Annotated in this window: 24 protein-coding genes and 1 riboswitch; of the genes, 17 read left to right on the top strand and 7 right to left on the bottom strand. The window is 72.0% G+C overall.

Annotated elements, in window-relative coordinates:
• Positions 1 to 112 precede the first annotated feature (112 nt).
• From ACFYYJ_RS19880 to ACFYYJ_RS19870, 3 genes are all read right to left on the bottom strand, one after another.
• Positions 113 to 895 (bottom strand): SDR family oxidoreductase, encoded by a 783-nt coding sequence (locus ACFYYJ_RS19880; RefSeq protein ID WP_389134098.1) that lies wholly within the window; start codon positions 893 to 895, stop codon positions 113 to 115.
• Positions 896 to 948: 53 nt separating this feature from the next.
• Positions 949 to 1,833, bottom strand: coding sequence for an RNA polymerase sigma-70 factor (locus tag ACFYYJ_RS19875; RefSeq protein ID WP_385364061.1), 885 nt, complete (start codon positions 1,831 to 1,833; stop codon positions 949 to 951).
• A 91-nt stretch (positions 1,834 to 1,924) separates the two neighbouring features.
• Complete coding sequence (locus ACFYYJ_RS19870) at positions 1,925 to 4,300, bottom strand: chitinase C-terminal domain-containing protein (protein ID WP_385364062.1); 2,376 nt, start codon at positions 4,298 to 4,300, stop codon at positions 1,925 to 1,927.
• 384 nt (positions 4,301 to 4,684) lie between these two features.
• A riboswitch (FMN riboswitch) is annotated at positions 4,685 to 4,815 on the top strand.
• Between the two features lie 216 nt (positions 4,816 to 5,031).
• Here ACFYYJ_RS19870 and ribD point away from each other — a divergent pair.
• From ribD to ACFYYJ_RS19815, 11 genes are all read left to right on the top strand, one after another.
• Complete coding sequence (ribD, locus tag ACFYYJ_RS19865; RefSeq protein WP_385128791.1) at positions 5,032 to 6,114, top strand: bifunctional diaminohydroxyphosphoribosylaminopyrimidine deaminase/5-amino-6-(5-phosphoribosylamino)uracil reductase RibD; 1,083 nt, start codon at positions 5,032 to 5,034, stop codon at positions 6,112 to 6,114.
• A 1-nt stretch (position 6,115) separates the two neighbouring features.
• The gene (locus ACFYYJ_RS19860; RefSeq protein ID WP_385364063.1) at positions 6,116 to 6,727 is read left to right on the top strand and encodes a riboflavin synthase; all 612 of its coding nucleotides are present in this window, start codon (positions 6,116 to 6,118) and stop codon (positions 6,725 to 6,727) included.
• A gap of 5 nt (positions 6,728 to 6,732) precedes the next feature.
• Positions 6,733 to 7,377, top strand: a complete 645-nt coding sequence (locus ACFYYJ_RS19855; protein WP_385128792.1) for a nicotinamide riboside transporter PnuC — start codon at positions 6,733 to 6,735, stop codon at positions 7,375 to 7,377.
• On the top strand, positions 7,374 to 8,663 hold the full coding sequence (locus ACFYYJ_RS19850; protein WP_385364064.1) for a bifunctional 3,4-dihydroxy-2-butanone-4-phosphate synthase/GTP cyclohydrolase II: 1,290 nt from the start codon (positions 7,374 to 7,376) through the stop codon (positions 8,661 to 8,663). Before ACFYYJ_RS19855 ends, ACFYYJ_RS19850 begins: the two co-directional genes overlap by 4 nt.
• A 51-nt stretch (positions 8,664 to 8,714) precedes the next feature.
• A complete protein-coding gene (gene ribH / locus ACFYYJ_RS19845; RefSeq protein WP_007262951.1) occupies positions 8,715 to 9,200 on the top strand; it encodes a 6,7-dimethyl-8-ribityllumazine synthase in 486 nt (161 codons plus the stop codon).
• Positions 9,201 to 9,258: 58 nt separating this feature from the next.
• Entirely contained in the window at positions 9,259 to 9,540 is a 282-nt protein-coding gene (locus ACFYYJ_RS19840) for a phosphoribosyl-ATP diphosphatase (protein WP_365172582.1), read from the top strand.
• Between the two features lie 56 nt (positions 9,541 to 9,596).
• Positions 9,597 to 10,445, top strand: a complete 849-nt coding sequence (gene hisG, locus ACFYYJ_RS19835; RefSeq protein ID WP_384589234.1) for an ATP phosphoribosyltransferase — start codon at positions 9,597 to 9,599, stop codon at positions 10,443 to 10,445.
• 62 nt (positions 10,446 to 10,507) lie between these two features.
• Positions 10,508 to 10,972 carry a PH domain-containing protein gene (locus tag ACFYYJ_RS19830; RefSeq protein ID WP_385128773.1) on the top strand — a complete coding sequence of 155 codons (465 nt, stop codon included), beginning with the start codon at positions 10,508 to 10,510 and terminating at the stop codon, positions 10,970 to 10,972.
• A gap of 200 nt (positions 10,973 to 11,172) precedes the next feature.
• Entirely contained in the window at positions 11,173 to 12,633 is a 1,461-nt protein-coding gene (locus ACFYYJ_RS19825; RefSeq protein ID WP_389134089.1) for a hemolysin family protein, read from the top strand.
• Entirely contained in the window at positions 12,630 to 13,673 is a 1,044-nt protein-coding gene (locus ACFYYJ_RS19820; RefSeq protein ID WP_385128775.1) for a hemolysin family protein, read from the top strand. Before ACFYYJ_RS19825 ends, ACFYYJ_RS19820 begins: the two co-directional genes overlap by 4 nt.
• Before the next feature lie 162 nt (positions 13,674 to 13,835).
• Entirely contained in the window at positions 13,836 to 14,243 is a 408-nt protein-coding gene (locus ACFYYJ_RS19815; RefSeq protein ID WP_389134086.1) for a hypothetical protein, read from the top strand.
• Between the two features lie 85 nt (positions 14,244 to 14,328).
• On the opposite strand, the gene ACFYYJ_RS19810 is transcribed toward ACFYYJ_RS19815, so the two are convergent.
• Together ACFYYJ_RS19810 and ACFYYJ_RS19805 are read right to left on the bottom strand one after the other, a co-directional pair.
• On the bottom strand, positions 14,329 to 16,245 hold the full coding sequence (locus ACFYYJ_RS19810; RefSeq protein WP_385128777.1) for an AAA family ATPase: 1,917 nt from the start codon (positions 16,243 to 16,245) through the stop codon (positions 14,329 to 14,331).
• Positions 16,246 to 16,613: 368 nt separating this feature from the next.
• Positions 16,614 to 17,264, bottom strand: coding sequence for a uridine kinase (locus ACFYYJ_RS19805; RefSeq protein WP_385364781.1), 651 nt, complete (start codon positions 17,262 to 17,264; stop codon positions 16,614 to 16,616).
• Positions 17,265 to 17,384: 120 nt separating this feature from the next.
• Here ACFYYJ_RS19805 and ACFYYJ_RS19800 point away from each other — a divergent pair, with 120 nt between their 5' ends.
• The 3 genes from ACFYYJ_RS19800 (at position 17,385) to ACFYYJ_RS19790 (ending at position 19,618) form a co-directional block, all read left to right on the top strand.
• A complete protein-coding gene (locus tag ACFYYJ_RS19800; protein ID WP_389134082.1) occupies positions 17,385 to 18,758 on the top strand; it encodes a peptidase C39 family protein in 1,374 nt (457 codons plus the stop codon).
• A gap of 84 nt (positions 18,759 to 18,842) precedes the next feature.
• Positions 18,843 to 19,277 carry an SPW repeat protein gene (locus ACFYYJ_RS19795; protein ID WP_385364779.1) on the top strand — a complete coding sequence of 145 codons (435 nt, stop codon included), beginning with the start codon at positions 18,843 to 18,845 and terminating at the stop codon, positions 19,275 to 19,277.
• A gap of 188 nt (positions 19,278 to 19,465) precedes the next feature.
• The gene (locus ACFYYJ_RS19790; RefSeq protein WP_384581230.1) at positions 19,466 to 19,618 is read left to right on the top strand and encodes an SCO1431 family membrane protein; all 153 of its coding nucleotides are present in this window, start codon (positions 19,466 to 19,468) and stop codon (positions 19,616 to 19,618) included.
• Between the two features lie 15 nt (positions 19,619 to 19,633).
• Here the strand turns inward: ACFYYJ_RS19790 and ACFYYJ_RS19785 are convergent, their stop codons facing one another.
• A complete protein-coding gene (locus ACFYYJ_RS19785; RefSeq protein ID WP_389134079.1) occupies positions 19,634 to 20,620 on the bottom strand; it encodes a DUF6114 domain-containing protein in 987 nt (328 codons plus the stop codon).
• Positions 20,611 to 21,255, bottom strand: a complete 645-nt coding sequence (locus tag ACFYYJ_RS19780; protein WP_389134414.1) for a DUF6230 family protein — start codon at positions 21,253 to 21,255, stop codon at positions 20,611 to 20,613. Before ACFYYJ_RS19780 ends, ACFYYJ_RS19785 begins: the two co-directional genes overlap by 10 nt.
• A gap of 88 nt (positions 21,256 to 21,343) precedes the next feature.
• Here ACFYYJ_RS19780 and ACFYYJ_RS19775 point away from each other — a divergent pair, with 88 nt between their 5' ends.
• The 3 genes from ACFYYJ_RS19775 (at position 21,344) to ACFYYJ_RS19765 (ending at position 23,870) form a co-directional block, all read left to right on the top strand.
• Complete coding sequence (locus ACFYYJ_RS19775) at positions 21,344 to 22,012, top strand: TetR/AcrR family transcriptional regulator (protein WP_385364774.1); 669 nt, start codon at positions 21,344 to 21,346, stop codon at positions 22,010 to 22,012.
• A gap of 190 nt (positions 22,013 to 22,202) precedes the next feature.
• Positions 22,203 to 23,375, top strand: coding sequence for an acyl-CoA dehydrogenase (locus ACFYYJ_RS19770; protein ID WP_389134077.1), 1,173 nt, complete (start codon positions 22,203 to 22,205; stop codon positions 23,373 to 23,375).
• A gap of 96 nt (positions 23,376 to 23,471) precedes the next feature.
• On the top strand, positions 23,472 to 23,870 hold the full coding sequence (locus ACFYYJ_RS19765) for a GNAT family N-acetyltransferase (RefSeq protein WP_389134076.1): 399 nt from the start codon (positions 23,472 to 23,474) through the stop codon (positions 23,868 to 23,870).
• The last annotated feature ends 271 nt before the right edge of the window (positions 23,871 to 24,141 follow it).

The raw sequence follows: 24,141 nt of genomic DNA, 5'->3' as shown, positions 1-24,141 counted from the left end.
CCCGTGAGGGGCGGGTGGGCAGCCACCGTTCCGGGGTGGGGGCCGAGGGGGTGGTGGGCCCGCAAGCGCGTGACCCCGTACCCCACCCCACCCCACCCCACCCCATCCCCGCCTACCGCCCCCGCCCCGCCGCGTATTCGGCGAACGTGGTGTGGCCCACCGCGTGGGACGGGGCCAGGTTGCCGCCGCGCTTGAAGGCCGCGTACGTCTTTCCCGCCAGCGGCACGGGGAGGACGCGGCGTCGGCGGTGCGTCGCCGCGAGGTAGGTGCGGGCCAGGTCGGGCAGGGTGTGGATCTCCGGGCCGCCCATGTCCGGGACCCGGCCGCCGGGGGTCGGGACCGCCAGGTCCGCCAGGCGGGCCGCTACCTCCTCGACCGCGATCGGCTGGACCCGTACCCCGCTCGGCACCGGCACCGGGACGGCCGGAAGCTTGGACGCGGTGTCCACGACCTGCGCCACCAGGTCGTGGAACTGGGTCGTGCGCAGGATCGTCACGCCCAGCCCGGACGCCTCCAGCATCCGCTCCACCTTCAGTTTCGTCTTGTAGTAGCCGAGGGGGACCACGTCCACACCGACGATGGAGATGTACACGAGGTTCCGCACGGTCCCCGCCCGGCGTGCGGCCTCGATCAGGTGGCCGGCGGCCACGTCGTCCCCTCCCCCCGGCGAGCTCGCGCAGTGCACCACCACCTCCACGCCCGCCATCGCCGCGTCGAGGCCGTCGCCGGTGCGCAGGTCGACGGGGAAGTCGGCCGAGCTCCGGCTCAGGACGCGGACCTCGTGGCCCGCCTCCCGGAGCCGGGCGACGAGCGGCTTGCCGAGGGTTCCGGTGCCTCCGGTGACGAGGACGGTGTTCGTGTTGTGCGTGTTGTGCGTGGGGTGCTTGGTGCTCATGGGGGACTGCCCTTCGCTGGAACGTCCATTGCCCAGCTTGGACCGGACAGGGCTCAGGAATGTGACAGCTGCCGGTGGAGGAATTCGAGCTTCTCCGGGTTCGTCACCGTGCGCAGGCCGCTGACCAGGCCGTCTTCGATCTCCACCTGGAAGATTCCCAGATCGCCGAAGAGCAGCGTGGGTGATCCGTTGACCTCCGCGAAGCGGATCGTGAGGTCGTCCCCGTACTTCGCCATGATGCCCACCGCGAAGCGGGCCACCTTGTCGCGGCCCAGGATCGGCCGCAGGGCCGCGCTGACCACTCCGCCGCCGTCCCCGACGTACTTCGCGTCCGCGGTCAGCATGGTCTCCAGTCGGGTCACGTCCCCGCCGCGCGCGGCCTCCAGGAAGGTCTCCACCAGGCTCTGCCACCGCGCGGGGTCCGGCTCGAAGCGCGGCTTCGGCGCGGCGACCCGGGTCGCCGCCCGGCGGTAGAGCTGCCGGCAGTTCGCCTCGGAGAGGTCCAGCAGCCCGGCGATCTCCCGGTGGGAGTACGCGAAGGCCTCGCGCAGGACGTACACGGCCCGCTCCACCGGCGTGAGCTGCTCCAGCAGCACCAGCACGGCCATGGACACGCTGTCCCGCTGCTCCGCCGACTCCAGGGGGCCGAGCGCCCCGCCCCCGGTGAGCACCGGCTCCGGGAGCCAGGGGCCGACGTACTCCTCGCGCCGGGCGCGCGCCGAGGTGAGGGCGTTGAGGCACAGGTTCGTGACGGCCTTGGCGAGCCAGGCACCCGGGTGCTCGACGTCCCCGCGGTCGGCCGCGGTCCAGCGCAGGTAGGCGTCCTGCACGATGTCCTCGGCCTCGGTGGCGGAACCGAGCATGCGGTAGGCGATGCCGAACATCCGGGGGCGGTGTTCCTCGAAGTCCGCGACCGACGCGGTGACATGGGTGGGCATCCGGCCAGCCTAACGAGCGAGGACCCGGTGGCCGCCGGGCCACCGGGTCCTCACGATCTACGGGGTGTCAGGGTGTCGGCGAGCCAGGGAGTCAGCAGGCGCCCTGGTCCTTCCAGACGCCCCATTCGCCCGTGGTACCGGGCTCCTCGTTCTGGGTCCACCACTGGGCCTTCCAGTTGTGGCCCTTGTGGGAGACGACGTTGCCGCTGTTGTAGACGGTGCCCGCGACGTACGCCGGGTTGGCGCACGTACCGCCCGTCGGCGGAGTCGTCGGAGGAGTCGTCGGCGGGGTGGTGGGAGGAGTGGTCGGCGGGGTCGTCGGAGGCGTGGTCGGGGGCGTCGAGCCGCCGCCCGGCTGGACCACCGTCGTGCCGCGGGCCAGGTCGCCGGCGAGGGCGTAGGTGGTGCCGGAGATGTTCACCGTCCAGTTGGAGGGCGTGGACACCGGCAGGTAGTAGTTGAACGCCAGGTCGACCGAGGCGCCCGGGGCCAGCGTCTGCCAGGCCGGGAGCTTCAGGGAGACCCGCTGGAAGTCGCCCTTGAGGCCGCCGACGTTGTTGCCGGTGTGGCCGCTGCTGATCACCGTCGTGCCGAAGCCGGACTGGTCCGAGGCGTTGTTCGGGGCCGAGGTGCCGTAGTCGAACTGGAACTCGGTGCCGCCGGGCAGCGTGGCGTTCGTGTTGTTGGTGATCTTGAGCTTCGGGGTGATCGGGTAGTTGGAGTCGCCCAGCTTGAACTCGGTGAACTCCGTCTTGATGTCCACGGCCTGGGTGGGCAGCGTGGCGCCCGCCTTCTTCGCCCCGTACGGGGAGGCGGCCTTGAACTTGTCGTACATCAGGGAGGTGAGCGTGTCGCCCATCTCGTACTGGCCCTTGGCCGAGTTGTACGCGTAGTCGCCCGCGAGCTCCCAGACCATCGTGCCGCCGATGCCCTTGTTCACCACGTAGTCGGCCTTGGCGGCCACCGACTGCTCGTCCTCGGTGGAGAGGAACACCTTCTTCTGGCTGTTCCACAGCCACGGCGCCACCAGGGTGGAGTCGTACTTGCGGGCGTAGGTGCCGGTCAGCGTGGTGTTCGCGGGGAAGCCGTACTTGGTGACGTAGTCGCCGACGACGCCCTTCTCCAGGTTCTTGGCGTGCCACATCGGGTTGGAGCCCGCCGGGGACTCGGCCCCGTTGGTGTCCTTGTCGTGCCACAGGTTGTCGATGCCGACCGCGCCGTCACCGCACTTGGTCAGGCCCGCGCCGGCCGGGCAGGTGGTCGCGGGGGCCTTGCCCCACAGACCGTCCGTGCCGCCCTGCACGTTCTTGAAGCCGCGGGTGTAGTACGGCAGGCCGATGTTGATGCGGCCCCCCGGCATCGAGCCGCGGAAGTAGTGGTAGGCCCAGTCGGTGTTGAGGTAGCCGACGCCGCCGTACTGGGAGGTGGAGTAGACGCTCGCGGCGGCGAGTTCGCCGTCCTTGCCGTCGTCGAAGAGCGAGGCGTTCGGGCCGACGAACTCGTTCCAGGCGCCGTGCAGGTCGTAGGACATGATGTTGACGTAGTCCAGGTACTTCTGCATCTGGAACGTCTCCATGCCCCGCAGCAGGTAGCCGGAGGAGGGGGCGGCGACGGAGAGCAGGTAGTGCTTGCCGTCGGCGGCGCCCGCGCGGTCGAGCTTCTCGCGCAGCGACTTCATCAGGGCCGCGTAGCCCTGGACCAGGCCGGCGCGGCGGGCGTTGGAGAGCTGCCAGTCCAGCGGGTTGCCGGAGTCCTTCATCGTGGTCGGGTACTCGTAGTCGATGTCGACGCCGTTGAACCCGTACTTGCGGATGAACTCGACGGAGGAGTCCGCGAAGGTGTCGATGCCGGCCTGGTTGACCGAGCCGTCGGCGTTGGTGGCCATCGAGTAGAAGCCGCCCGAGGCGACCCGGTTGCCGTCGTCGCCGAAGTAGCCGCCGGTCTCCGCCCAGCCGCCGACGGAGATCAGCGTCTTGACGTTCGGGTACTGCTTCTTGAATTTCGTCAGCTGGTTGAAGTGGCCCTTGTACGGGAGGGCCGGGTCCATCTCGGCGCCCGCGACGCCCGGCCAGGTCATGCCGGTGGCGGCGTTGTTCGCGTTGTCCGTGCCGACCGAGATCTTGTTGTCGGCGCCGACGTGGGCGAAGGCGTAGTTCAGGTGGGTGACCTTGGACCACGGGATGTTGTTGGCGAGGTAGGCGGGGGTGCCGTCCTTGCCGGTGCGCCAACCGGTGAAGTATCCGATGACGCGGCGCTGGTGGTCGGCGCCCATCTTCTCGCGGCCTTCGGAGTCGTAGACCGAGCAGTACGGGACGTCGACCCCGGCGGTCTTGTACAGCCCGTCGGGGCGACAGCTCTCGTTGTCGGCGGCGTGCGAGACGCCCGTCGAGAGGCCCGCGACCAGCAGTCCGGCGATTGCGGCGCCGGATGCCAGGAGCATCGCTCTCGTACGTGTGGGGGACAGCATGGTGCCTCCTGGGGAGGGGAGGATGGCAGGACACAACAGGCATGCGGGTACTGCGTGTTGGCCCGTGACGTGCGCACATCTGACGGGCTGTTCCCGGGTGAAGTTGAGGGGAACGTTAAGAGGACTAGACCAAACCGTCAATAGGTCTGGACCAACCTCGGGTCCGGTTCGTCCGCCGTGCCGGATCCGGTCCGTGCGTCATGCCGGATCCGGTCCGTTCGTCGCGCCGGAGTGGGAGCGGACGCGTGGCGGAGGGCGGCTCAGGGGGGTGTGGAGGTATGGTCGGAGTGAGATCCAGATCACTCTCCGTGTGACCCAGGCCACACCGCATCACCCGCATGGCCGCCGATCACCCGTGGCAGACTGGGCTGCAGTACCAGTAAGCAGCGCACTCCGGGGTCGGTGTAATTCCGAACCGGCGGTTATAGTCCGCGACCCGTCCGCAGCCAGCGGCCGGTTGACCAGGTGAGATTCCTGGACCGACGGTTAAAGTCCGGATGGGAGGCAGTGCGCGGCGGGCCAGTTTCCGGTACGCCGCCGTCGGCGGTTCGTCGGCGCATCCCTGTGGATGTGCCCGAGCGGACCGTTTTTCCGGCCTCGGCGTCCCCGTGTGAGCTGTTCCGCTCCATCTGTCGTATCCCGACAGGCCCCGGAGTCCGTGCCCGATGTGGCAGGAGGACCCGGTGGCGACACACGCCGCGCACGAAGCACCCGACACGGGCACCCGTGCCATGCGCCGAGCCGTCGAGCTCGCGTCCCGCGGCCTCGGCTCCACCAGCCCCAACCCCGTCGTCGGCTGCGTCATCACGGACGCCGCGGGCACGATCGTGGGCGAAGGCTGGCACCAGCGGGCCGGCGGACCCCACGCCGAGGTCCACGCCCTGCGCGAGGCGGGCGAGGCCGCCCGCGGCGGCACCGCCTACGTCACCCTCGAACCCTGCAACCACACCGGCCGCACGGGCCCCTGTGCCCAAGCGCTCGTCGACGCCGGGATCACCCGTGTGGTCTACGCCGTCTCCGACCCGAACCCGCAGGCCAGCGGTGGTGGCGCCACCCTGCGCGCCGCCGGGGTCGCCACAGAGTCCGGGCTGCTCGCCGAGGAAGCGGAGGCGGGCAACGCCGCCTGGCTGACCTCCGTGCGCCTGGGCCGCCCGTACGTCCTGTGGAAGTACGCAGCCACGCTCGACGGCCGCATCGCCGCCGCCGACGGCACCAGCCGGTGGATCAGCTCGGCCGAGTCCCGCGCCGACGTACACCGGCTGCGCGCCGAGGCCGACGCCGTGGTCGTCGGCTCCGGCACCCTGCGCGCCGACGACCCGCACCTCGCCGTCCGGGGAGTCGAGGGCGCCGTCCAGCCCCTGCGCGTCGTCCTGGACACCCACGCCACGATCCGGCCCACCGCCCGCGTCCTGGACGGGGCCGGCCCCACCCTCGTCGCCGTCGCCGAAGACGCCGAGGCCGGCCACCTCGCCGGGGTGGAGCTGGCCAGGCTCCCGTACGACGAGCACGGGATCTCCGTGGACGCCCTGCTCGGCGAGCTGTACGGGCGCGGCGTCCGCTCCGTCCTCCTCGAAGGCGGCCCGACCCTGGCCGGCGCCTTCGTCGCCGCCGGGGCCGTCGACAAGGTCGTCGGCTACCTCGCCCCGGTCCTCCTCGGCGCCGGCCCCGCCGCCCTCGGCGAAGCCGGCATCACCACGATCACCGACGCGCTGCGGCTCCGGATCACGGACACCGCCCGCATCGGCACCGACATCCGCATCACCGCAGAACCCGAAGTCGTCCCCGCCGCCCCCACTGCCCCCAAGGAGCACTGAAGTGTTCACCGGAATCGTCGAAGAACTGGGCGAGGTCGTCGCCGTCGAGGAGCTCCAGGAAGCCTCCCGCTTCCGCCTGCGCGGCCCCGTCGTCACCGAGGACGCCAAGCACGGCGACTCCATCGCCGTCAACGGCGTCTGCCTGACGGTCGTGGAGACGGGCGACGGCGAGTTCACCGCCGACGTCATGCAGGAGACCCTCAACCGCTCCAGCCTCGGCGCCCTGACCAAGGGCTCCCGGGTCAACCTGGAGCGCCCGATGGCACTCGGCGGACGGCTCGGCGGCCACCTGGTCCAGGGGCACGTGGACGGCACCGGCGAGATCCTCTCCCGGACGCCCTCGGAGCACTGGGAGATCGTCAAGGTCGCCCTCCCGGCGAACCTCTCGCGCTACGTCGTCGAGAAGGGCTCCATCACGGTCGACGGCGTCAGCCTCACCGTGGTCGAGGCCGCCGCCGACTGGTTCACCATCAGCCTCATCCCCACCACCCTCGCGCTGACCACCCTGGGCATCAAGCAGCCCGGTGACCCGGTCAACCTCGAGGTCGACGTCCTGGCGAAGTACGTCGAGCGCCTGCTCGGCAAGGACAAGGACCAGGAGGCGGGTCTGTGAACGCCGTGGACTGGCTGAACTCCGAGGCCTTCACCGCCTTCGACCAGCACATCAAGTGGTCCGACATGATCGGCAACACGATCGGTCTGATCGCCCTCGCCCTCGGCTGGCGGCGCTCCATATGGACCTGGCCCGCCCAGTTCCTCTCGGGCGTCATCCTCTTCGTCGCCTTCGCCGCCGGTCACCTGTCCGGCAGCGCCGGCAAGCAGGTCGTGGTCATGCTCGTCGCCGCCTGGGGCTGGATGCAGTGGAGCCGGGGCCGGCAGCAGGCGCAGGACGGCACGATCGCCGTCCGCTTCGCCACCTGGCGCGAGCGCGGCGTCCTCGTCGGCGCCGCTGCCGTCGGCACCGTCGCCGTCGCCCTGCTCTTCACCGCCTACCCGGCACTGTCCTGGGACCCCTGGCCCGACGCGTACATCTTCGTCGGCACCGTCGTCGCGATGTACGCCCAGTCCCGCGGCATGGTCGAGTTCTGGTTCGCCTGGCTCCTCGTCGACCTGGTCGGCGTGCCCCTGAACTTCGCCAACGGATACGCCTTCTCCGGCTTCGTCTACGTCATCTACGGCGCGCTCGTCCTGTGGGGCATGCGCGACTGGTGGCTCCGCTCTCGTACCGCCCCCGCCCCGGCCCTGGAAGGAGCAACGGCATGACCAGCCTCAAGCCCGTGCCCGACATCCCCGAAGAGACCTTCCGCCTCGACCCCGTCGAGCAGGCCATCCGCGACATCGCGGCGGGCCGCCCGGTCGTCGTCGTCGACGACGAGGACCGCGAGAACGAGGGCGACCTCGTCATCGCCGCCGAGAAGGCCACCCCCGAGATCATCGCCTTCATGATGAGCGAGTGCCGCGGCCTGATCTGCGCCCCCATGGAGGGCGACGAGCTGGAGCGCCTCGAACTCCCGCAGATGGTCCAGAACAACACCGAGTCGATGAAGACCGCCTTCACCGTCTCCGTCGACGCGAGCGCCGCCCACGGCGTCACCACCGGCATCTCGGCCGCCGACCGCGCCACCACCCTGCGGCTCCTCGCCGACGGCGTCTCCGGCCCCGGCGACTTCGTCCGCCCCGGCCACGTCTTCCCGCTGCGCGCCAAGCCCGGCGGTGTCCTGGTCCGCAACGGCCACACCGAGGCCGCCGTCGACCTCGCCCGCCTCGCGGGGCTGCGCCCGGCCGGCGCCATCGTGGAGATCGCCGGCGAGGACGGCGTCATGCTGCGCCTGCCCGAGCTGATCCCCTTCGCCCGCAAGCACGGCCTGACGATCATCTCCATCGAGGACCTGATCGCCTACCGCCGCTCCGCCGAGCCGACCGTGCGCCGCGAGGCCGAGGTCAGCCTGCCGACCTCCTTCGGCGAGTTCACCGCCTACGGCTACCGCTCCACCGTCGACGGGGTCGAGCACGTCGCCCTCGTCCACGGCGCGATCAGAGACGGCGAGGACGTCCTGGTCCGCATGCACTCCGAGTGCCTGACCGGCGACATCTTCTCCTCCCAGCGCTGCGACTGCGGCCCGCAGCTGCACGCCTCCATGCAACGGATCCAGGCCGAGGGCCGCGGGATCGTCGTCTACCTGCGGGGCCACGAGGGCCGCGGCATCGGACTGCTGTCCAAGCTGCGCGCGTACGAGCTCCAGGAGCGCGGCCGCGACACCCTCGACGCCAACCTGGAGCTCGGCCTGCCCGCCGACGCCCGCGACTACGGCTCCGGCGCGCAGATCCTCGCCGACCTCGGCGTCCACAGCGTCCGCCTGCTGACGAACAACCCCGACAAGGCCGACGCCCTCGTCCGGCACGGCATCACGGTCACCGACCGGGAGTCCATGCCGGTGGAGGCGGGCGAGCACAACCTGCGGTACCTGCGCACCAAGCGGGACCGGATGGGTCACGACCTGCCCTGGCTGGACGCGGCAGTGCCCGTGTCCACCTGCGGCAACCAGTAAGAACGCACCACCACCCGTACGTACATCCACGAACCACCGAGGAGCAGAGCTGTGAGCGGCAAGGGCGCACCCGAACTGAGCGTGAAGAACTGCGGAGACCTCCGAGTCGCCGTGATCGCGGCCCAGTGGCACGAGAAGGTCATGGACGGACTGGTCGACGGCGCCCTGCGGGCCCTGCACGAACTGGGCATCGACGAGCCCACCCTGCTGCGCGTCCCCGGCAGCTTCGAGCTCCCGGTCGTCGCCAAGGTGCTCGCGGGCCGCGGCTACGATGCCATCGTCGCCCTCGGCGTGGTCATCCGCGGCGGCACCCCGCACTTCGACTACGTCTGCCAGGGCGTCACCCAGGGCCTGGTGCAGGTGTCGATCGACACCGGAGTCCCCGTCGGCTTCGGCGTACTGACCTGCGACAACGACGAGCAGGCGCTGGACCGCGCCGGCCTCGAAGGGTCGAACGAGGACAAGGGGCACGAAGCGGTCACCGCCGCCGTCTCCACCGCCATGACCCTGCGGACCGTCAGCGAACCCTGGCGGTAGTCCACGGAGTGAACCCTGGCGCCGGGGGCGCCAGGTGAACCCGTACTCTAAGGGCATCATGGCGAACAAACCCCCTAAGAGCTTCGAAGAGCTCTTCACCGAGCTCCAGCTCAAGGCCGCCAACGGCGACCCCAGCACCTCCCGTACCGCCGAGCTCGTCGGCAAGGGCGTCCATGCCATCGGCAAGAAGGTCGTCGAAGAGGCCGCCGAGGTCTGGATGGCCGCGGAGTACGAGAGCAAGGACGCCGCCGCCGAGGAGATCTCCCAGCTGCTCTACCACGTCCAGGTGATGATGGTGGCGCGCGGGATCTCCCTCGACGACGTCTACGCGCACCTCTGAGCCAGGCACGCTCACCCCGCCCGCACCCACGTATCCCACGCACCAAAGGAAGCCCCATGCTGCGCATCGCCGTCCCCAACAAGGGTTCACTCTCCGGACCGGCGTCGGCGATGCTCCATGAGGCCGGCTACCGCCAGCGCAAGGAGTCCAAGGAGCTCGTGGTCGTCGACCCCGAGAACGGCGTGGAGTTCTTCTACCTCCGCCCCAAGGACATCGCGATCTACGTCTCCTCGGGCAAGCTCGACATCGGCATCACCGGCCGCGACCTGCTGCTCGACTCCGGCGCCAGCGCCGAGGAGATCCTGCCGCTGAACTTCGGCCGGTCCACCTTCCGCTACGCCACCAAGCCCGGCACCGCGAAGGGCCCCGAGGACTTCCACGGGATGACGATCGCGACCTCGTACGAGGGAATCGTCGCCAAGCACCTCGCCGAGAAGGGCATCGACGCCTCCGTCGTCCACCTCGACGGCGCGGTCGAGACCGCCATCCAGCTCGGCGTCGCCCAGATCATCGCGGACGTCGTCGAGACCGGCACCAGCCTGCGCAACGCCGGCCTGGAGGTCATCGGCGAGCCGATCATGACCTCCGAGGCCGTCGTGATCCGCGGCAACGGCACCGACCCGGAGAACCCGCAGGCCCAGCAGTTCCTGCGCCGCCTCCAGGGCGTCCTGGTGGCCCGCAGCTACGTGATGATGGACTACGACTGCCGCGCCGAGCACCTGGAGCGCGCGGTCGCCCTCACCCCGGGTCTGGAGTCGCCGACCGTCTCCCCGCTGCACAACGAGGGCTGGGTCGCGGTCCGTGCCATGGTCCCCGCCAAGGAAGCCCAGCGGATCATGGACGACCTGTACGAGCTCGGCGCGCGCGCGATCCTCACCACCTCGATCCACGCCTGCCGGCTCTGACGGCACGGCACCGCACCGCACCGCACCGCGATCCCGTAATTCCAGAAGGCGCTGAAGCACACATGAGCGAGCCCGCCGCCCAGCCCGTACCGCCCGTCCTGCCGGTCACCTTTCGGCCCAACCGCACCCGGGCGGTGCTGCTGAGCGTCGGGCTCGTCATGTTCACCACCATCTCGGCCATCGCCGTCCTGCTGGAGAAGCTCGGCCCGGGGGAGCGGATCAGCTTCGTCTTCACCGCCGCGCTGCTGAGTTCCGTACTCCTCCTGCTCAGCCGCCCCAAGGTGGTCGCCGACGAAGCCGGCGTCACCGTCGTCAACCTGACGACCAAGCGCCGCCTGGAGTGGGCGCAGATCCTGCGCGTCAACCTCCGCCCCGGCGACCCGTGGGTGTTCCTCGACCTCAGCGACGGCACCAGTCTGCCCGTCCTCGGCATCCAGCCCGGAGTGGCCAAGGCCAAGGCGATCGGCGACGCCCGCGCCCTGCGCGCCCTCGCCGAGACGCACGGAACCGGTACAAACGACCACTGAGCACACGAAGGCTCGTCGCTGCGTCCCATTGCGGCCAGGATCTCAATGACTACCCTGGTGGCGGGGCGCAGCCGTGCGCCCCGCCACCGGCCCCGGGACCCCGGGCCCGCCGGTCACCTGCGACTTGAGGAGTGACTCCCTCCAGCAATGGACGGATCGTCCGGTAGTACCCGCGCCGCCCTCCCCGCGGAGGCGGCGGCATGACCATCCCGCTACTCCTGCTCGTGGCGGCATTCGCCCTGATCCTCGCCAACGGTTTCTTCGTGGCGGCCGAGTTCGGCCTCGTCACCGTCGAGAAGCCCGAGGCCGAGCGCGCCGCAGCCGAAGGCGACCGCCGTGCCCGCACGGTGGTCGAGTCCCTGCGGGAGCTGTCCTTCCAGCTCTCCGGCACCCAGCTCGGCATCACCATCACCTCCCTCGTGGTCGGCATGCTCGCCGAGCCCGCCCTCGCCGCACTGCTGTCGGGGCCGCTCGGAGCGACCGGCCTGCCGCGGGGAGCCGTCTCCGGCGTCGCCGTCGTCATCGGCATGCTGCTCGCCTCCGCCGTCCAGATGGTCGTCGGCGAGCTCGTCCCGAAGAACTGGGCGGTCTCCCGGCCGCTCCAGGTCGCACGGTTCGTCGCCGGCCCCCAGAACACCTTCTCCCGCGCCTTCCGGCCGGTCATCGCAGGCCTCAACGCCGTCGCCAACCGGCTCGTACGGGCGCTGGGCGTGGAGCCCGCCGAGGAGATGGCCTCCGCCCGCACCCCGGGCGAACTGGTCTCCCTGGTACGCCATTCGGCCCAGGCCGGCGCCCTCGAACAGGACACCGCGGACCTCTTCGTACGGACCCTGTCGCTGGGCGAGCTCACGGCCCAGCACGTCATGACCCCCCGGGTGAAGGTCAGTGCCCTCCAGCACACCGCCACCGCGGCCGACGTGCTCAACCTGACCCGGGCCACGGGCCTGTCCCGCTTCCCGGTCTACCGCGAGCGCATCGACGAGATCACCGGCGTGGTCCACCTCAAGGACGCCCTCGCCGTGCCCGAGGCCGACCGCGCCCGCACCGTCGTCGCGCGGATCTGCGTCGCGCCGCTCCTGGTGCCGGGCTCCCTGCCCGTAGAGCCGCTGCTGGAAAGGCTGCGCAGCGAGCAGCCCATGGCCGTGGTCGTCGACGAGTACGGCGGCACGGCCGGCGTGGTCACCCTGGAGGACATCGTCGAGGAACTCGTCGGCGAGGTCCGCGACGAGCACGACCTCGCCGAGGACGACAGCCCCGAACTGGCCGCGGTACCCGCCGAGGACGGCCGCCCCTCCTGGGAGGCCGACGGCAGCTGCCGGGTCCACACCCTGCGCCGCATAGGCCTGGAGGTGCCCGAAGGCCCGTACGAGACCGTCGCCGGACTCGTCGCCGACCTCCTCGGCCGGATCCCCGCCCCCGGGGACCGTGCCGAGCTCCCCGGCTGGAAGCTGTCCGTCCGTCAGGTCGGCCGCAACCGCGCCGAGCGCGTGCGGATGGTCCGCGTCCTGCCGGCGCCCGTGCCCGCGGGTCGACCCAATCCGGCCGGAACCGGACCGGCGGCCCTCGCCGACCGGACCGTGGGAGTCGGGGCCGGACGCTCCGAGCTGGCCGCCGCCTACGCGGGCGGGCAGCCCGCCGAGGCAGAGGCGGCCGCCCGGTGAACGCGCTCCAACTCCTCTTCGCGCTGCTCCTGGTCCTCGCCAACGGCTTCTTCGTCGGCGCGGAGTTCGCACTCGTCTCCGTACGGCGCAGCCAGATCGAGCCGCTCGCTGCCGGCTCCAAGCGGGCCCGTCAGGTCCTCCACGGGCTGGAGAACCTGCCCCGCATGATGGCCGCCGCGCAGTTCGGCATCACGGTGTGCTCGCTCACCCTCGGCGCGGTCGCCGAGCCCACCGTGGCCCGGCTGCTGGAGCCCGTCTTCCACGCCGTCCACGTCCCGCAGGGCCTGATCCACCCCCTCGGCTACGCGTTCGCGCTCGCCGCGGTGGTCTTCCTGCACCTGGTCATCGGCGAGATGGTGCCGAAGAACCTGGCGATGGCCGCCCCGGAGAAGACCGCGCTCTGGTTCAGCCCCGGTCTGGTCGCCTTCGCGCGGCTGTGCGGCCCGGTCACGACCGCGCTGGGGGCCTGCGCGGCGCTCGTCCTGCGGTGGTTCGGCGTCGAACCGAAGGACGAGGTCGAGGCCGTCTACACCAGCGCCCAGCTCGGCCGGCTCGTCGAGGACTCCCGGCAGGCCGGGCTCCTCGAACCGGGCGAGCAGGAACGTCTGGAGGACGCCCTCGAACTGGGAAGCCGTCAGGTCACCGACGTCCTCCTGCCCCCGGGCAGACTCGTCACGGTCGGCCCGTCGGCCACCCCGCGCCAGATCGAGCAGCTGACGGTGCGCACCGGCTACTCCCGTTTCCCCGTCCGAGCGGACAGCGGCGCCTTCATGGGCTACCTGCACGTCAAGGACGTACTGGACCTGGAGGAACGGGAACGGGCCGTGCCGCAGCGGGTCTGGCGCCGGATGACCACCCTGTGCGCGACGCTCCCGCTGGACGACGCGCTCAGCGTCATGCGCCGCGACGCCACCCACCTGGCCCAGGTGGCCGACCCGTCCGGCCGCGTCCTGGGCCTGGTCGCCCTGGAGGACGTCCTGGAAATGTTGGTGGGCGAGGTCCGCGACCCGGCCCACCGCGTCCCGGCGGGCCGGGTCTGACCCCGCCGCGCGGGGCTTCCCGGGGCTTCCCGGGGCTCCGCGCGGAGGACCCACCGACCGGCCGGCCATCCGACGAACCCGCCGCCCCCCCCCCCAGTGGGGTCGGCGGGTTCGTCGTACCGGTGCCGGGGTACTGACCGTACGCGGGAGGGGGGTGGTCGGATGCCTGCGGAGCACGACGAGACCGCGGCCAGGATGGTGGCCCTGCTGAGCGAGGACGCGGCCGTGGCCTCACCGGTGGCGCGCCGGCTCCGCGCGCTGCTGCGCGACCGGCTGACGGAACAGGGCCTCGCGTTCCTGACCGACTTCGAGCGCGCTCCCTCCGCACCGGAAGCGGCCGACCGGCTCACGGCGGCGCTCGTCAACCTCGCCGAGGCCGATCCGGCGTTCGCGGAGGAGGCCGGCGCCCTGCTGCGGGGCAGCCTCGGCAGCCAAGCGGACGAGGTGTGGGCCACCGGCAGGGTAGGGCGCCCGCTCTCCGTCCTCTGGTTCGTGATCCCCCTGGCCGTCCTCTGGCTGGTCATCAGCGCCATCGCGGCGTTCTCCGGAGCACCCCCGGACATACCGTAGTGCTGCCGATCCCGGCCCCGCCGGGTGTCCGGGGCGCGGGGTCCGGGGCGGAGCCCCGCGCAGCGGCATGGCCCCGCCCCGCCCCCTACAGCGCCTCCGGCCGGTCCTGCGGCCCGCGCCCCGACAGGACCTCCCCGTACGCCTGCATCAGGTCCGGCAGCCGCAGCGTCGCCAGGTCGTCCCGCGACGGCTCCCCCGAGAAGCCCGCCAGCCGCAGGTCGCGGTAGGCGCAGCTCTTCTCGTACAGCGTCCGCAGGAACCGGCCGTTGCCGAGTTCGTCGATCCACCCCTGCTCCACCACGTGGCCGCTGATGCTGCTCAGCTCCTCCAGCGCCTCCTCGTCCCAGCGGTCCCCGTTGGCCTCCGCCAGCACCCCGCCGATCGCGGTCAGCTCCAGCGGCCGGTAGCTCGGGAAGTCCACCCGCGTCGTGAACCGCGACGACAGCCCCGGATTGGCCGCGAGCAGCCGGTCCATCCCGGCCGGATAGCCCGCGAGGATCACCACCAGGTGGTCCCGGTTGTCCTCGGCCCGCTTCAGCAGCACCTGGAGGGCCTCGTCGCCGTACGCGTCGCCCTTGCTGTAACCCGAATTGGACAGCGAGTACGCCTCGTCCACGAACAGCACCCCGCCGATCGCCGAATCGATCAGCTCGTTCGCCTTCACGGCCGTCTGCCCGAGGAACTCGCCCACCAGGTCCGCCCGTTGTGCCTCCACCAGATGGTCGCCGCCCAGCAGCCCCAGCGCGTAGAAGACCCGGCCCAGGATCCGGGCCACCGTCGTCTTGCCCGTGCCCGAGGGGCCGGAGAAGACGAAGTGCCGCTTCGGCGGCTGCACCGGCAGCCCCTGCCCCGCCCGCAGCCGTGCCATGTGCAACTGCGCCGAGAGTGCCTTCACCTGCCGCTTCACCGGCTCCAGGCCCACCATCCGCTCCAGCTCCGCCAGAGCCTGCGCGAGCGCCTCCGGGTCGGCCGGCCCCGCCGGAAGCCCCACGGGCGCGCCCTGGGCGGGGAACGAGACCTTGCGCCGGGAGCCCTCCACCCGGCTCCCCGGCGGCACCGGCGGAGCCGGCGGTTCCGGGGCGGCGGCCTGGCCGTCCGGAGCGACGTCCTGAATGGGCCCGCCGCCCAGCGCCACCTTCGCGAAGCCCCCGCCCGCCGGGGACGGGCCGTGCCCTCCGGAGCCGCCGTACGAGGCGTACCCGGCCGTGCCCGCCAGATCGGCCATGCCGTCGGTGTCGTCGCCGTCCTCGATCGCCGTCAGCCGCGCCGCGGTGTCCATGAAGGCCGGGTCCACCCGGTGCACGGCCCGGTACAGCGGCAGCGCGGCCGCGCTGCGCCCGGTGCCCTCGTGCGCCCGCGCCAGCCAGTACCGCAACTCCTTGCGCTGCGGCTGCTCGCTGCGACATCGCATCAGCGCCGCCGACAGCAGCGGTTCCGCCTGCCCGTACATCTCCAACCGGACCCGCGCCATCCCGCCGAACAGCCCCGCCTCGATGCCGAGCAGCGGATCGTCCACCAGCGGCTCGGTGTTGCGTACGAGCAACTCCCAGTCCTTGACCAGGTACGCCCGGCACGCGTGCAGGAAGCGCACCTGCGGATCGGTGTCGACCGGGGGCAGTGCGGCCAGCGCCTGGTCGAGTTCCGGCACGTGGCGGCCGTCCAGCCAGTGCGAGGCGTGGGCGAGCAGCAGGTCCCGCCGGCTCTCCAGCACCGGCTGCACCCACCAGCCCAGCCAGTACCAGGAGTTCAGTGTCCGCCGGTGACGGGCCCGCTGCTCGCCGAAGCGGTCCCGGTGCGCGTACATGCGCAATAACGCGTTCGTGGTGTCGACCCTCAACGCATGCAGCCCCAGCCAGGCGTCGGCCATCGTGGGATCGAGCCGTACGGCCGTCCGGAACTCCTCCTCGGCCTGCGGATAGGCGCCCATGGTGCAGGCGTCGACCCCGCGCAGCCAGGCGAGTTCGGCCGGGGCGTGCGCGCTGCCCGGCGTGCCGAAATCCATCACGTCCCCCACAAGCCTGCCCTCGTGGTGCGCGGCAACCCCCGCTTCGAGCGCGCGAGTTGTGCCGGTGCCCCGACTGGCGTCGCTGAAATCAGGGCTGCATCGTACCTGCGGTTTCGCACCTTACGTAGGGTGCGACGGGCCCTGGTCGTGTGTGCGCCCCCGGTGCGCCCGGTGACTCAGGGTGAAGGATCGGCGCCGATGCGTCCCGGCCGGAGGCAGAACGAAGCCCCCGATCACGGGGGAACGATCGGGGGCTTCGTGTCCGCGTCGGCCGGTGAAGGCCTCGCATTGAGAACGTAAGGCCGCCGCGGGCCCCAGGTCAAGCAGGTCGGAAGAGGCCCGCCGGAGCTGATTTCCAGGGCCGCTCAGGCCCGGGGGAGTCCGTCACCGTCGGTGACGAAAGCAGCCGTTCGCGGGGTCGCAGAGGTCCCGGAAGACCACTCGTATCCCGTACCGCTCTGGCGTACCAGGGTGTCGGCGAAGGGGCGCGAAGGGTCGTCCGAGAAGTGCGCGAGCTCGGCGCGCTCCCATCCGTCCCAGAAATCGGAGAGTTCACGCCCGTCCCTGTTCCGCCCGCGCCCCCAGGACGTGGCACGCGGGGTCTCCATCCACAGCAGCCGCGCCAGATGCGGGCGCAGCGCCCGCCGCCCGGCCCCGACCCCCTCGACGAGGAGCACCGGCCCGGGCTCCAGCACCCGCTGCGGCCCGAAGCGCCGCTCCACCCAGTCGTACGGGGCCCAGTGCGCGGGCCGGCCGGCGGCCAGCGGCTCCAGCACCTGGGTCCGCAGCCGCTCCTGCCAGCCGAAGAGCTCCTCGTGCGTGGCCACGTCGTCCAGGTGCAGTACGGGAGCCCCCAGCGCCTCCGCGAGCAGTCCCGCGAAGGTGCTCTTGCCGGACCCGGCGTGCCCGTCGATCCCGATCAGCCGCACCGGGCCGAGGGAGGGAGGCAGCGCGGCGAGCTCCCGCGCGAGCGATTCGAGGGACTGATGCGACTGCCGGTGCTGGTGCGACTCCACCCGACCAGCCTAGGTGCCGACCCGGGACCGCCGACACGGCCCGCCGCTTCGGCCCGCCGGCGCCGGGAACTGGAAGGGTGAAGCCCAGCCACGCACCGACCACCCCTGGGGGAGCCCGCGATGCCCGCATCCACACCGCGCAGGGCCGTACTCGTCGCCGCACTCGCGGTCGCCACCGCGGCCACCGCCGCCACCGTCCCCGGCGGCAGCGCCGAGGCCGCGGCGGCCCCTTCGGCCCCGCCCGCCCCGCGCGCCTCGGGCCGTACCGTCGACAACCACTTCTGGTACTCGTACGCGCACTGGCTGGCCGGCACCCACCAAGGCACCACAGCCGTCGGCGGAGCCCGGCCCGGACTGGAGATCGCGACGCCGGTCGGCCGCACCGAGTACGCCGACCCGCACACCGGCAGGAAGAGCACCTGGGAGTACGCGGCCTGGACCTCCCCGGTGCACCGCTCCGCCGTGCCCGCCACCGAGGCCATCGCCTCCTGGAACGCCCGCACCCCCGCGGGCACCTGGATCCAGGCCGAGCTGCGCGGCACCTACGGCGACGGCAGGTCCACCCCCTGGTACGTCATGGCCCGCTGGGCCTCCGGCGACCGGGACATCCGCCGCACCTCCGTCGACGGCCAGACCGACGGCCGCTCCACCGTCTGGACCGACACCCTGGCCGTGGACGCCCCCGCCGGCGGCCTGCGCATCACCGACTGGCGGCTGCGCCTGACCCTGTACCGCAAGCCCGGCGCCGACCGGGGGCCGACGGTGTGGCTGGCCGGAGCGATGCTCTCCGACGTCCCGGACCGCTTCACCGTGCCCGCCTCCACCCCCTCGGGGAAGGGCCACGAACTGAAGGTCCCGCGCTACTCGCAGGAGATCCACGCCGGTCAGTACCCCGAGTACGACAACGGCGGCGAGGCCTGGTGCAGCCCCACCTCCTCCCAGATGATCATCGAGTACTGGGGCCGCAAGGCGAGTGCCACCGCCCTGACCTGGGTCAACCCGAAGTACGCCGACCCGCAGGTCTGCCACGCCGCCCGTTCCACCTACGACGCCGCCTACAAGGGCTGCGGGAACTGGCCCTTCAATGCGGCCTACGCGGCCACCTACCGCGGCCTCGCCGGCGTCGTCACCCGCCTGACCTCGCTGACCGAGCTGGAAACCCTGGTCCGGGCCGGCATCCCGGTCATCACCTCCCAGTCGTTCACCGCCGACGAGCTCACGGGCGCCGGCTACGGCACCGCGGGGCACCTGATGACCGTCATCGGCTTCACAGCCGCCGGGGACGTGATCGCCAACGACCCCAACTCGCGCGACAACGCCGCCGTCCGCCGCGTCTACAAGCGCCGCCAGTGGGAGAACATCTGGCTGCGCACCAAGCGCCACAACGCCGCGGGCAAGGTCGCCTCGGGCAGCGGAGGCGTCTGCTACCTCTACGCCCCGGCCGCCCCGGACGCGGCGCAGCTGGGGGCCCTGCGGGCGGTCGGAGTGCTGTGAGTTCCCCCGTTTGAGCAGGTCGCACAAGCGGAACATAATGGAGTAAATGGCACATAAAGGCTTCTCAATAGGAGGCGGCCGGCCATGACCACCCATCCGAGCATCGAACACCACCCCGACCTCGCCGAGATGCGCTCTCGGTTCGAGCGGGTGACCAGCACCCCCGCGGCGCAGGCCGTCGAGGCGCTCGCCCTGATCACGGGCCTGTACCTGGCCGCGTCCCCGTGGATCGCCGGGTTCAGCATCCTGACCCCGCTGGCCGTCAACAACCTGATCGCCGGCCTGGCCTTCTGCCTGTGCATGGGCGGTCTGGGCTCCGCGTACGAGCGCACCCACGCGATGGCGTGGACGGCGGTCGTCCTCGGAGCGTGGACGATCATCGCCCCGTGGGCCATCAGAGGCGACATGGCCTTCACCCGTACGATCGTCAACAACGTGATCGTCGGAGGCGTCGCCCTGTGCCTCGGCCTCGCGATGGCCGGTATGGCCGGCCGCAACGAGACCCGCACCCGAAGCTGACCGCGACTACCGGCTGACCGCGATACCGAAGGAAGGCGACCCGCGCCGGACCGATGGACGCGCCGGGCCCCGACCGAACAGGCCGGGGCCCGGTGGCACGTCCACTGCCCGCGACGCCCGTGTGACCTGTGCCTCCAGTGACCGTCGTCTCTACCGCGAAAGCCGCGAACGCCGGCACATTGGACGGCATGACCACAGAAGCCGCCACCCTCACCGCCCGCGCCCGGAGCCTCGTCCGCACCGGAGGTCCCAAGGACGGACCCGCCTGGCTGGAGCACGTCCTCGGCTGGACCCTCGTGGTCGTCGTCGCCATGTTCGTCACCCAGGTCGGCTGGCTGTAACCGCCCGCACCGGGCTCACGACGCCTCCAGTCGGAGCCCGTCGGTGACGATCACGTCCGAGGTGACCAGGGCCTGCTCGGCCGTCACCTGGGTCATGAAGACGAACGGGGGGATCACCGGCGGCGCCGGCAGCCCCTGGGGGCTGAAGGTCACGCACAGCAGTCCCTCGATGCAGCCGCTGAACTTCGTGAGGTACAGGGTCACGTTGCCGCGCAGGTCGAGGGAGTCGGCAGCCAGCCCGTACTCCTGCCCGCCGTCGCGGGTCCGCAGCCGGTAGTCCCGCAGCGAGGCCCCGCGCATCCGCAGCACCAGCACCTTGAGCGGCCCGTCCACCGTGGGCACCTCGGTGACCCCCGCCAGCGCGAAACCCTGCGGAGCGAACCGCGACGTCGTCACCGTCGGGGGAGTCCGAGCGGCCATCGGAGCCCCGCCCGCCGGGGCAGCCTCCGCGTGCGGAGCGCCCGTGGCCAAGGCCGCGAGCAACACCACGGGCAGGGCGGCGGCCAGCGCCCGCGGCCCGCCGCCGGTCGGCCCGGGGACGTACGCACCTTCCTCGTCCGGCCCTTCCTCGTCCGGCCCCTCTCCGTCCCCCTCGCCCTCCTCCTCGTCGGGCAGCTGCGTCCAGCCGAACGCCAGCGCGCTCCCCGCGATGCCGAGCAGCATCCCGACCAGGAACCCGCCCAGGTTCGTGGCGACGAAGGACAGCACCGACAGCAGCAGGGCGTGCAGGGAGACGTACGCCTTGGCCCCCGGCAGGAACCACAGGAACAGCGCCGCCAGGATCAGCGCGACGCCGATCCCGATGGCCGCGATCCCGCCCAGCCCCAGGCTGACCAGCACCGTCAGCGGGGAGAGCGGGACGAGCAGCAGCTCGGCCCCGCCCAGCAGCACCAGCAGCCCGCCCCAGAACGGCCGGGTCCGGCGCCAGGTGCGCAGCCGCCGCCGCTGCTCCGGCAGCGGCAGCCGCAGGGCCGGCCACCCGCGCGGCGGGCTCAGAAGCACTTCTTGCCGTCCAGGCCGACGCTCAGGCTCAGGCCCCTGAGCCTGAAGTTCCCGCCGGTCGCCGACCAGGCGTGCGACTTCACGCCGACGACCTCGATGTTCCCGGCCTGCAGGCCGAACTTCCCCGCCGGTCCCCGGACCCCGTCCACCTGGTCGAGGGTCGAGGCGTCCCGGCCGATCTGCGCCGTGCCGAAGGTGGCGTCGCCGTTCAGGTCCTCGCCGTCGATCACCAGACTGGTGGCCGTGACGTCCCCGGCCGGGCCGCCCGCCGTCAGCTTGAAGACCACCTTGCCGACGGGAGTGTCGACCTCGGCGGACTGGCAGATGTCGGAGAGCGTGGCCTCGCCGATGCCGAGCAGCGCCACCGGATGCCCCTTGCCGTCGACGGAACGGTCCGTCTGCACGTACGAGGCCAGGCCCTTGCTGCTGAGTTTCGACGAGGCGACCTGGAAACTCGTCCCCGAGACGGCGAAGGAGGCGGCGAGCGCGCCCTGCGCCATGATCATGCCCACCGCGCCCACGGCCGCGACCGCGGGGACGGCGACGACCGCCGACTTCTTCCAGTGGACCCGGCCCTCGCGGAGCGGTCTTCCGCCCGCGCCTTTGCCCTTGCCGCCCTTGCCGCCCTTGCTCATGATCGTTCCTCCCGTACGTCGTCCGGTGCGCAGGGGAAGTGCTGCCATACTTCAGGCATCTTGTGGCAGTTCGAGGCTAGGGCTGAATTTGAATAATAGTCAACAGCGCGGAACGACCGAGCGTTCGCAGGTACGCAGGGCCGAACTCATGGCCATCGGACGGAAGTTGTTCGCCGGTACCTCGTACGACGCGCTCTCCATGGACGACATCGCCAAGCACGCGGGCGTCGCCAAGGGGCTGATCTACTACTACTTCAAGAGCAAGCGCGGCTACTACCTGGCCATCGTCGAGGACTCCGTCGCCGAACTGGTCGCCCGCGCGAGCGGCGAGACCGACCTGCCCAACGCCGAACGCGTCCGCCGCACCATCGACGGCTACCTGCACTACGCCGAACACCACCACGCCGCCTACCGCACCATCGTCACCGGCGGCGTCGGCTCCGACGCCGAGGTCCTCGCCATCCGCGACGCCGTCCGCGAGGAGCTCGTCGCCACCATCGCCGAAGGCGCCTACGGGCACCGCGCGCTCCCGCCGATCGCCCGGCTCGCCCTCGTCGGCTGGCTCTCCGGCGTCGAGGGCATCACCCTGGAATGGATCGGCGGGCCGGGCGTCGGCACGCCGGCGACCGACGCCCCCGCACGGCCCGGCCGGGACGAACTGGGAGCGCTGCTGGCGCGCCAGCTGCGCGCGACGCTGACGGTGATCGAGGAGTTCGTCCCGGAGTGTCCGGCACCTCCCGCCCCCGAAGTGCCGTAAGCGCAGCCCGGTGATCTTGCCCCGGTGACGGGAAGCCCCTGATCGGGCATACTCAAGCCGCCACAGCCGCTGAACAGCCCATTCCGTGATCCGGGACGGGCGGCATCGGCTGTAAGAGCACCGAGACCCGGTGGCGCGCACCACACCTTGCGCGTCGCCGCCGTGCCCGACGAGGGAGGAGAGCGCCGCCATGACCGACCGCGCCCCGCAGCCGGTGGACCGTCAGCTGCCCACCGAGGAGTCCCGGGACCTCCTCGCGCTCGTACGAGAGATCGCGCAGCGGGAGATCCGTCCCAAGGCCGCCGAGGAGGAGGACTCCGGGCGGTTCCCCCGGGAGGTCTTCACCCTCCTGTCCGACGCGGGCCTGCTCGGCCTCCCGTACGACGGTGAGTACGGCGGCGGCGAGCAGCCGTACGAGGTCTACCTCCAGGTGCTGGAGGAGCTGGCCGCGGCCCGCCTGACCGTCGGCCTCGGCGTCAGCGTGCACTCCCTGGCCTGCCACGGCCTCGCCGGCTACGGCACCAAGGAGCAGCGGGGCGCCCACCTGCCCGCGATGCTCGGCGGCGGCCTGCTCGGCGCCTACTGCCTCTCCGAGCCCGCCGCGGGCTCCGACGCCGCCTCGCTGAGCACCAAGGCGGTGCGCGACGGCGACGACTGGATCATCACCGGCACCAAGGCGTGGATCACCCACGGCGGCGTCGCAGACTTCTACACCGTCCTCGCCCGCACCGGCGTCGAGGGCCCCAAGGGCATCACCGCCTTCCTGGTGCCGGGCGACGCGGAGGGCCTGACGGCCGCCGTCCCCGAGAAGAAGATGGGCATGAAGGGCTCGCCCACCGCCCAGCTGCACTTCGACGGCGTACGGGTCCCGGACGCGCGCCGCATCGGCGAGGAGGGGCAGGGCTTCTCCATCGCCCTGGCAGCCCTGGACGCCGGCCGCCTCGGCATCGCGGCATGCGCCATAGGCGTCGCCCAGGCGGCGCTCGACGAGGCCCTGGCCTACGCCCTCGACCGCAAGCAGTTCGGGCACCCGATCGCGGACTTCCAGGGGCTGCGCTTCATGCTGGCCGACATGGCCACCAAGATAGAGGCGGGCCGGGCCCTCTACCTCGCGGCGGCGCGCCTCCGCGACGCGGGCAAGCCGTTCTCCCGGCAGGCGGCGATGGCCAAGCTGTTCTGCACCGACGCCGCGATGGCCGTCACCACGGACGCGGTCCAGATCCTGGGCGGCTACGGCTACACGGCGGACTTCCCCGTCGAGCGGCTGATGCGCGAGGCGAAGGTGCTCCAGATCGTGGAGGGCACGAACCAGATCCAGCGCATGGTCATCGCCCGCCACCTGGCGGGTCCGGAGACCCGGTAGACAGGGGTGGGGGAGCCCGCGGGGCCTGGGTCGGTGGCGCCTGGGTCGGCAGCGCCTGAGCTGGCAGCGCCTGAGCCGGCAGCGCCTGAGCCGGCGGTGCCCGAGCCGGCGGTGCCCGCACTGGCGGTGAGGCCCGTCCTCGCCGACACCGAGCTCAACGCCCTGTTCGCCGCGGCGTGGCCGGGGCACGCGGAGGTCTCCTTCGCCCCGGTCCTCAAGCGCAGCCTGGCCTGGGTCACCGCCCGCCGCGAGGGCCGTCTCGTGGGCTACGTCAACGTGGCCTGGGACGGCGGCGTGCACGCCTTCGTCCTGGACACCACCGTGCATCCGGACGAGCGGCGGGGCGGGCTCGGGGTGCGGCTCGTCCGGGCCGCGGCCGAGGCGGCGCGGGAGCGCGGGGCGCGGTGGCTGCACGTGGACTACGAGTCCCACCTGGAGCCCTTCTACGAGCAGTGCGGCTTCCGCCCGACGGCGGCCGGGCTGCTCGCGCTCTGAGCCGGCCGTCGAGCCGGTCCCCTCAGCCGCCGAAGAGCGGGCCGTTCGGCCAGATCGGCGCGGACGCGACGCGTGACCACTCGGGATCCCGCCGCCCGGGCACGGTCCGGCCGTCCGCCGTCCAGTGGGCGATGAGGGCGCTGTAGATGGGCGGATCGGGGTAGCGCTGACGGGGCCCGAGCCGAACCGATTCTTCGTAACCGGGCGGCGTCGGCCGCCGACGGCGTCCCGCCCGGGGCATGGAAGTCTCAACCGTGGTCATGCCGGGGCA

This window comes from Streptomyces sp. NPDC002467 (genome assembly GCF_042889825.1).
Lineage (GTDB): Bacteria > Actinomycetota > Actinomycetes > Streptomycetales > Streptomycetaceae > Streptomyces.
Note: the sequence above shows the minus strand (reverse complement) of the source record. Positions and strands in the feature narration are given on the sequence as shown.

Coding starts and splice junctions, on each gene's coding strand:
- ACFYYJ_RS19880 (WP_389134098.1), bottom strand. CDS start 895: ATGAGCACCAAGCACCCCACGCACAACACGCACAACACGAACACCGTC.
- ACFYYJ_RS19875 (WP_385364061.1), bottom strand. CDS start 1,833: ATGCCCACCCATGTCACCGCGTCGGTCGCGGACTTCGAGGAACACCGC.
- ACFYYJ_RS19870 (WP_385364062.1), bottom strand. CDS start 4,300: ATGCTGTCCCCCACACGTACGAGAGCGATGCTCCTGGCATCCGGCGCC.
- ribD (WP_385128791.1), top strand. CDS start 5,032: ATGCGCCGAGCCGTCGAGCTCGCGTCCCGCGGCCTCGGCTCCACCAGC.
- ACFYYJ_RS19850 (WP_385364064.1), top strand. CDS start 7,374: ATGACCAGCCTCAAGCCCGTGCCCGACATCCCCGAAGAGACCTTCCGC.
- ACFYYJ_RS19840 (WP_365172582.1), top strand. CDS start 9,259: ATGGCGAACAAACCCCCTAAGAGCTTCGAAGAGCTCTTCACCGAGCTC.
- hisG (WP_384589234.1), top strand. CDS start 9,597: ATGCTGCGCATCGCCGTCCCCAACAAGGGTTCACTCTCCGGACCGGCG.
- ACFYYJ_RS19830 (WP_385128773.1), top strand. CDS start 10,508: ATGAGCGAGCCCGCCGCCCAGCCCGTACCGCCCGTCCTGCCGGTCACC.
- ACFYYJ_RS19825 (WP_389134089.1), top strand. CDS start 11,173: ATGACCATCCCGCTACTCCTGCTCGTGGCGGCATTCGCCCTGATCCTC.
- ACFYYJ_RS19815 (WP_389134086.1), top strand. CDS start 13,836: ATGCCTGCGGAGCACGACGAGACCGCGGCCAGGATGGTGGCCCTGCTG.
- ACFYYJ_RS19810 (WP_385128777.1), bottom strand. CDS start 16,245: ATGGATTTCGGCACGCCGGGCAGCGCGCACGCCCCGGCCGAACTCGCC.
- ACFYYJ_RS19800 (WP_389134082.1), top strand. CDS start 17,385: ATGCCCGCATCCACACCGCGCAGGGCCGTACTCGTCGCCGCACTCGCG.
- ACFYYJ_RS19795 (WP_385364779.1), top strand. CDS start 18,843: ATGACCACCCATCCGAGCATCGAACACCACCCCGACCTCGCCGAGATG.
- ACFYYJ_RS19790 (WP_384581230.1), top strand. CDS start 19,466: ATGACCACAGAAGCCGCCACCCTCACCGCCCGCGCCCGGAGCCTCGTC.
- ACFYYJ_RS19780 (WP_389134414.1), bottom strand. CDS start 21,255: ATGAGCAAGGGCGGCAAGGGCGGCAAGGGCAAAGGCGCGGGCGGAAGA.
- ACFYYJ_RS19770 (WP_389134077.1), top strand. CDS start 22,203: ATGACCGACCGCGCCCCGCAGCCGGTGGACCGTCAGCTGCCCACCGAG.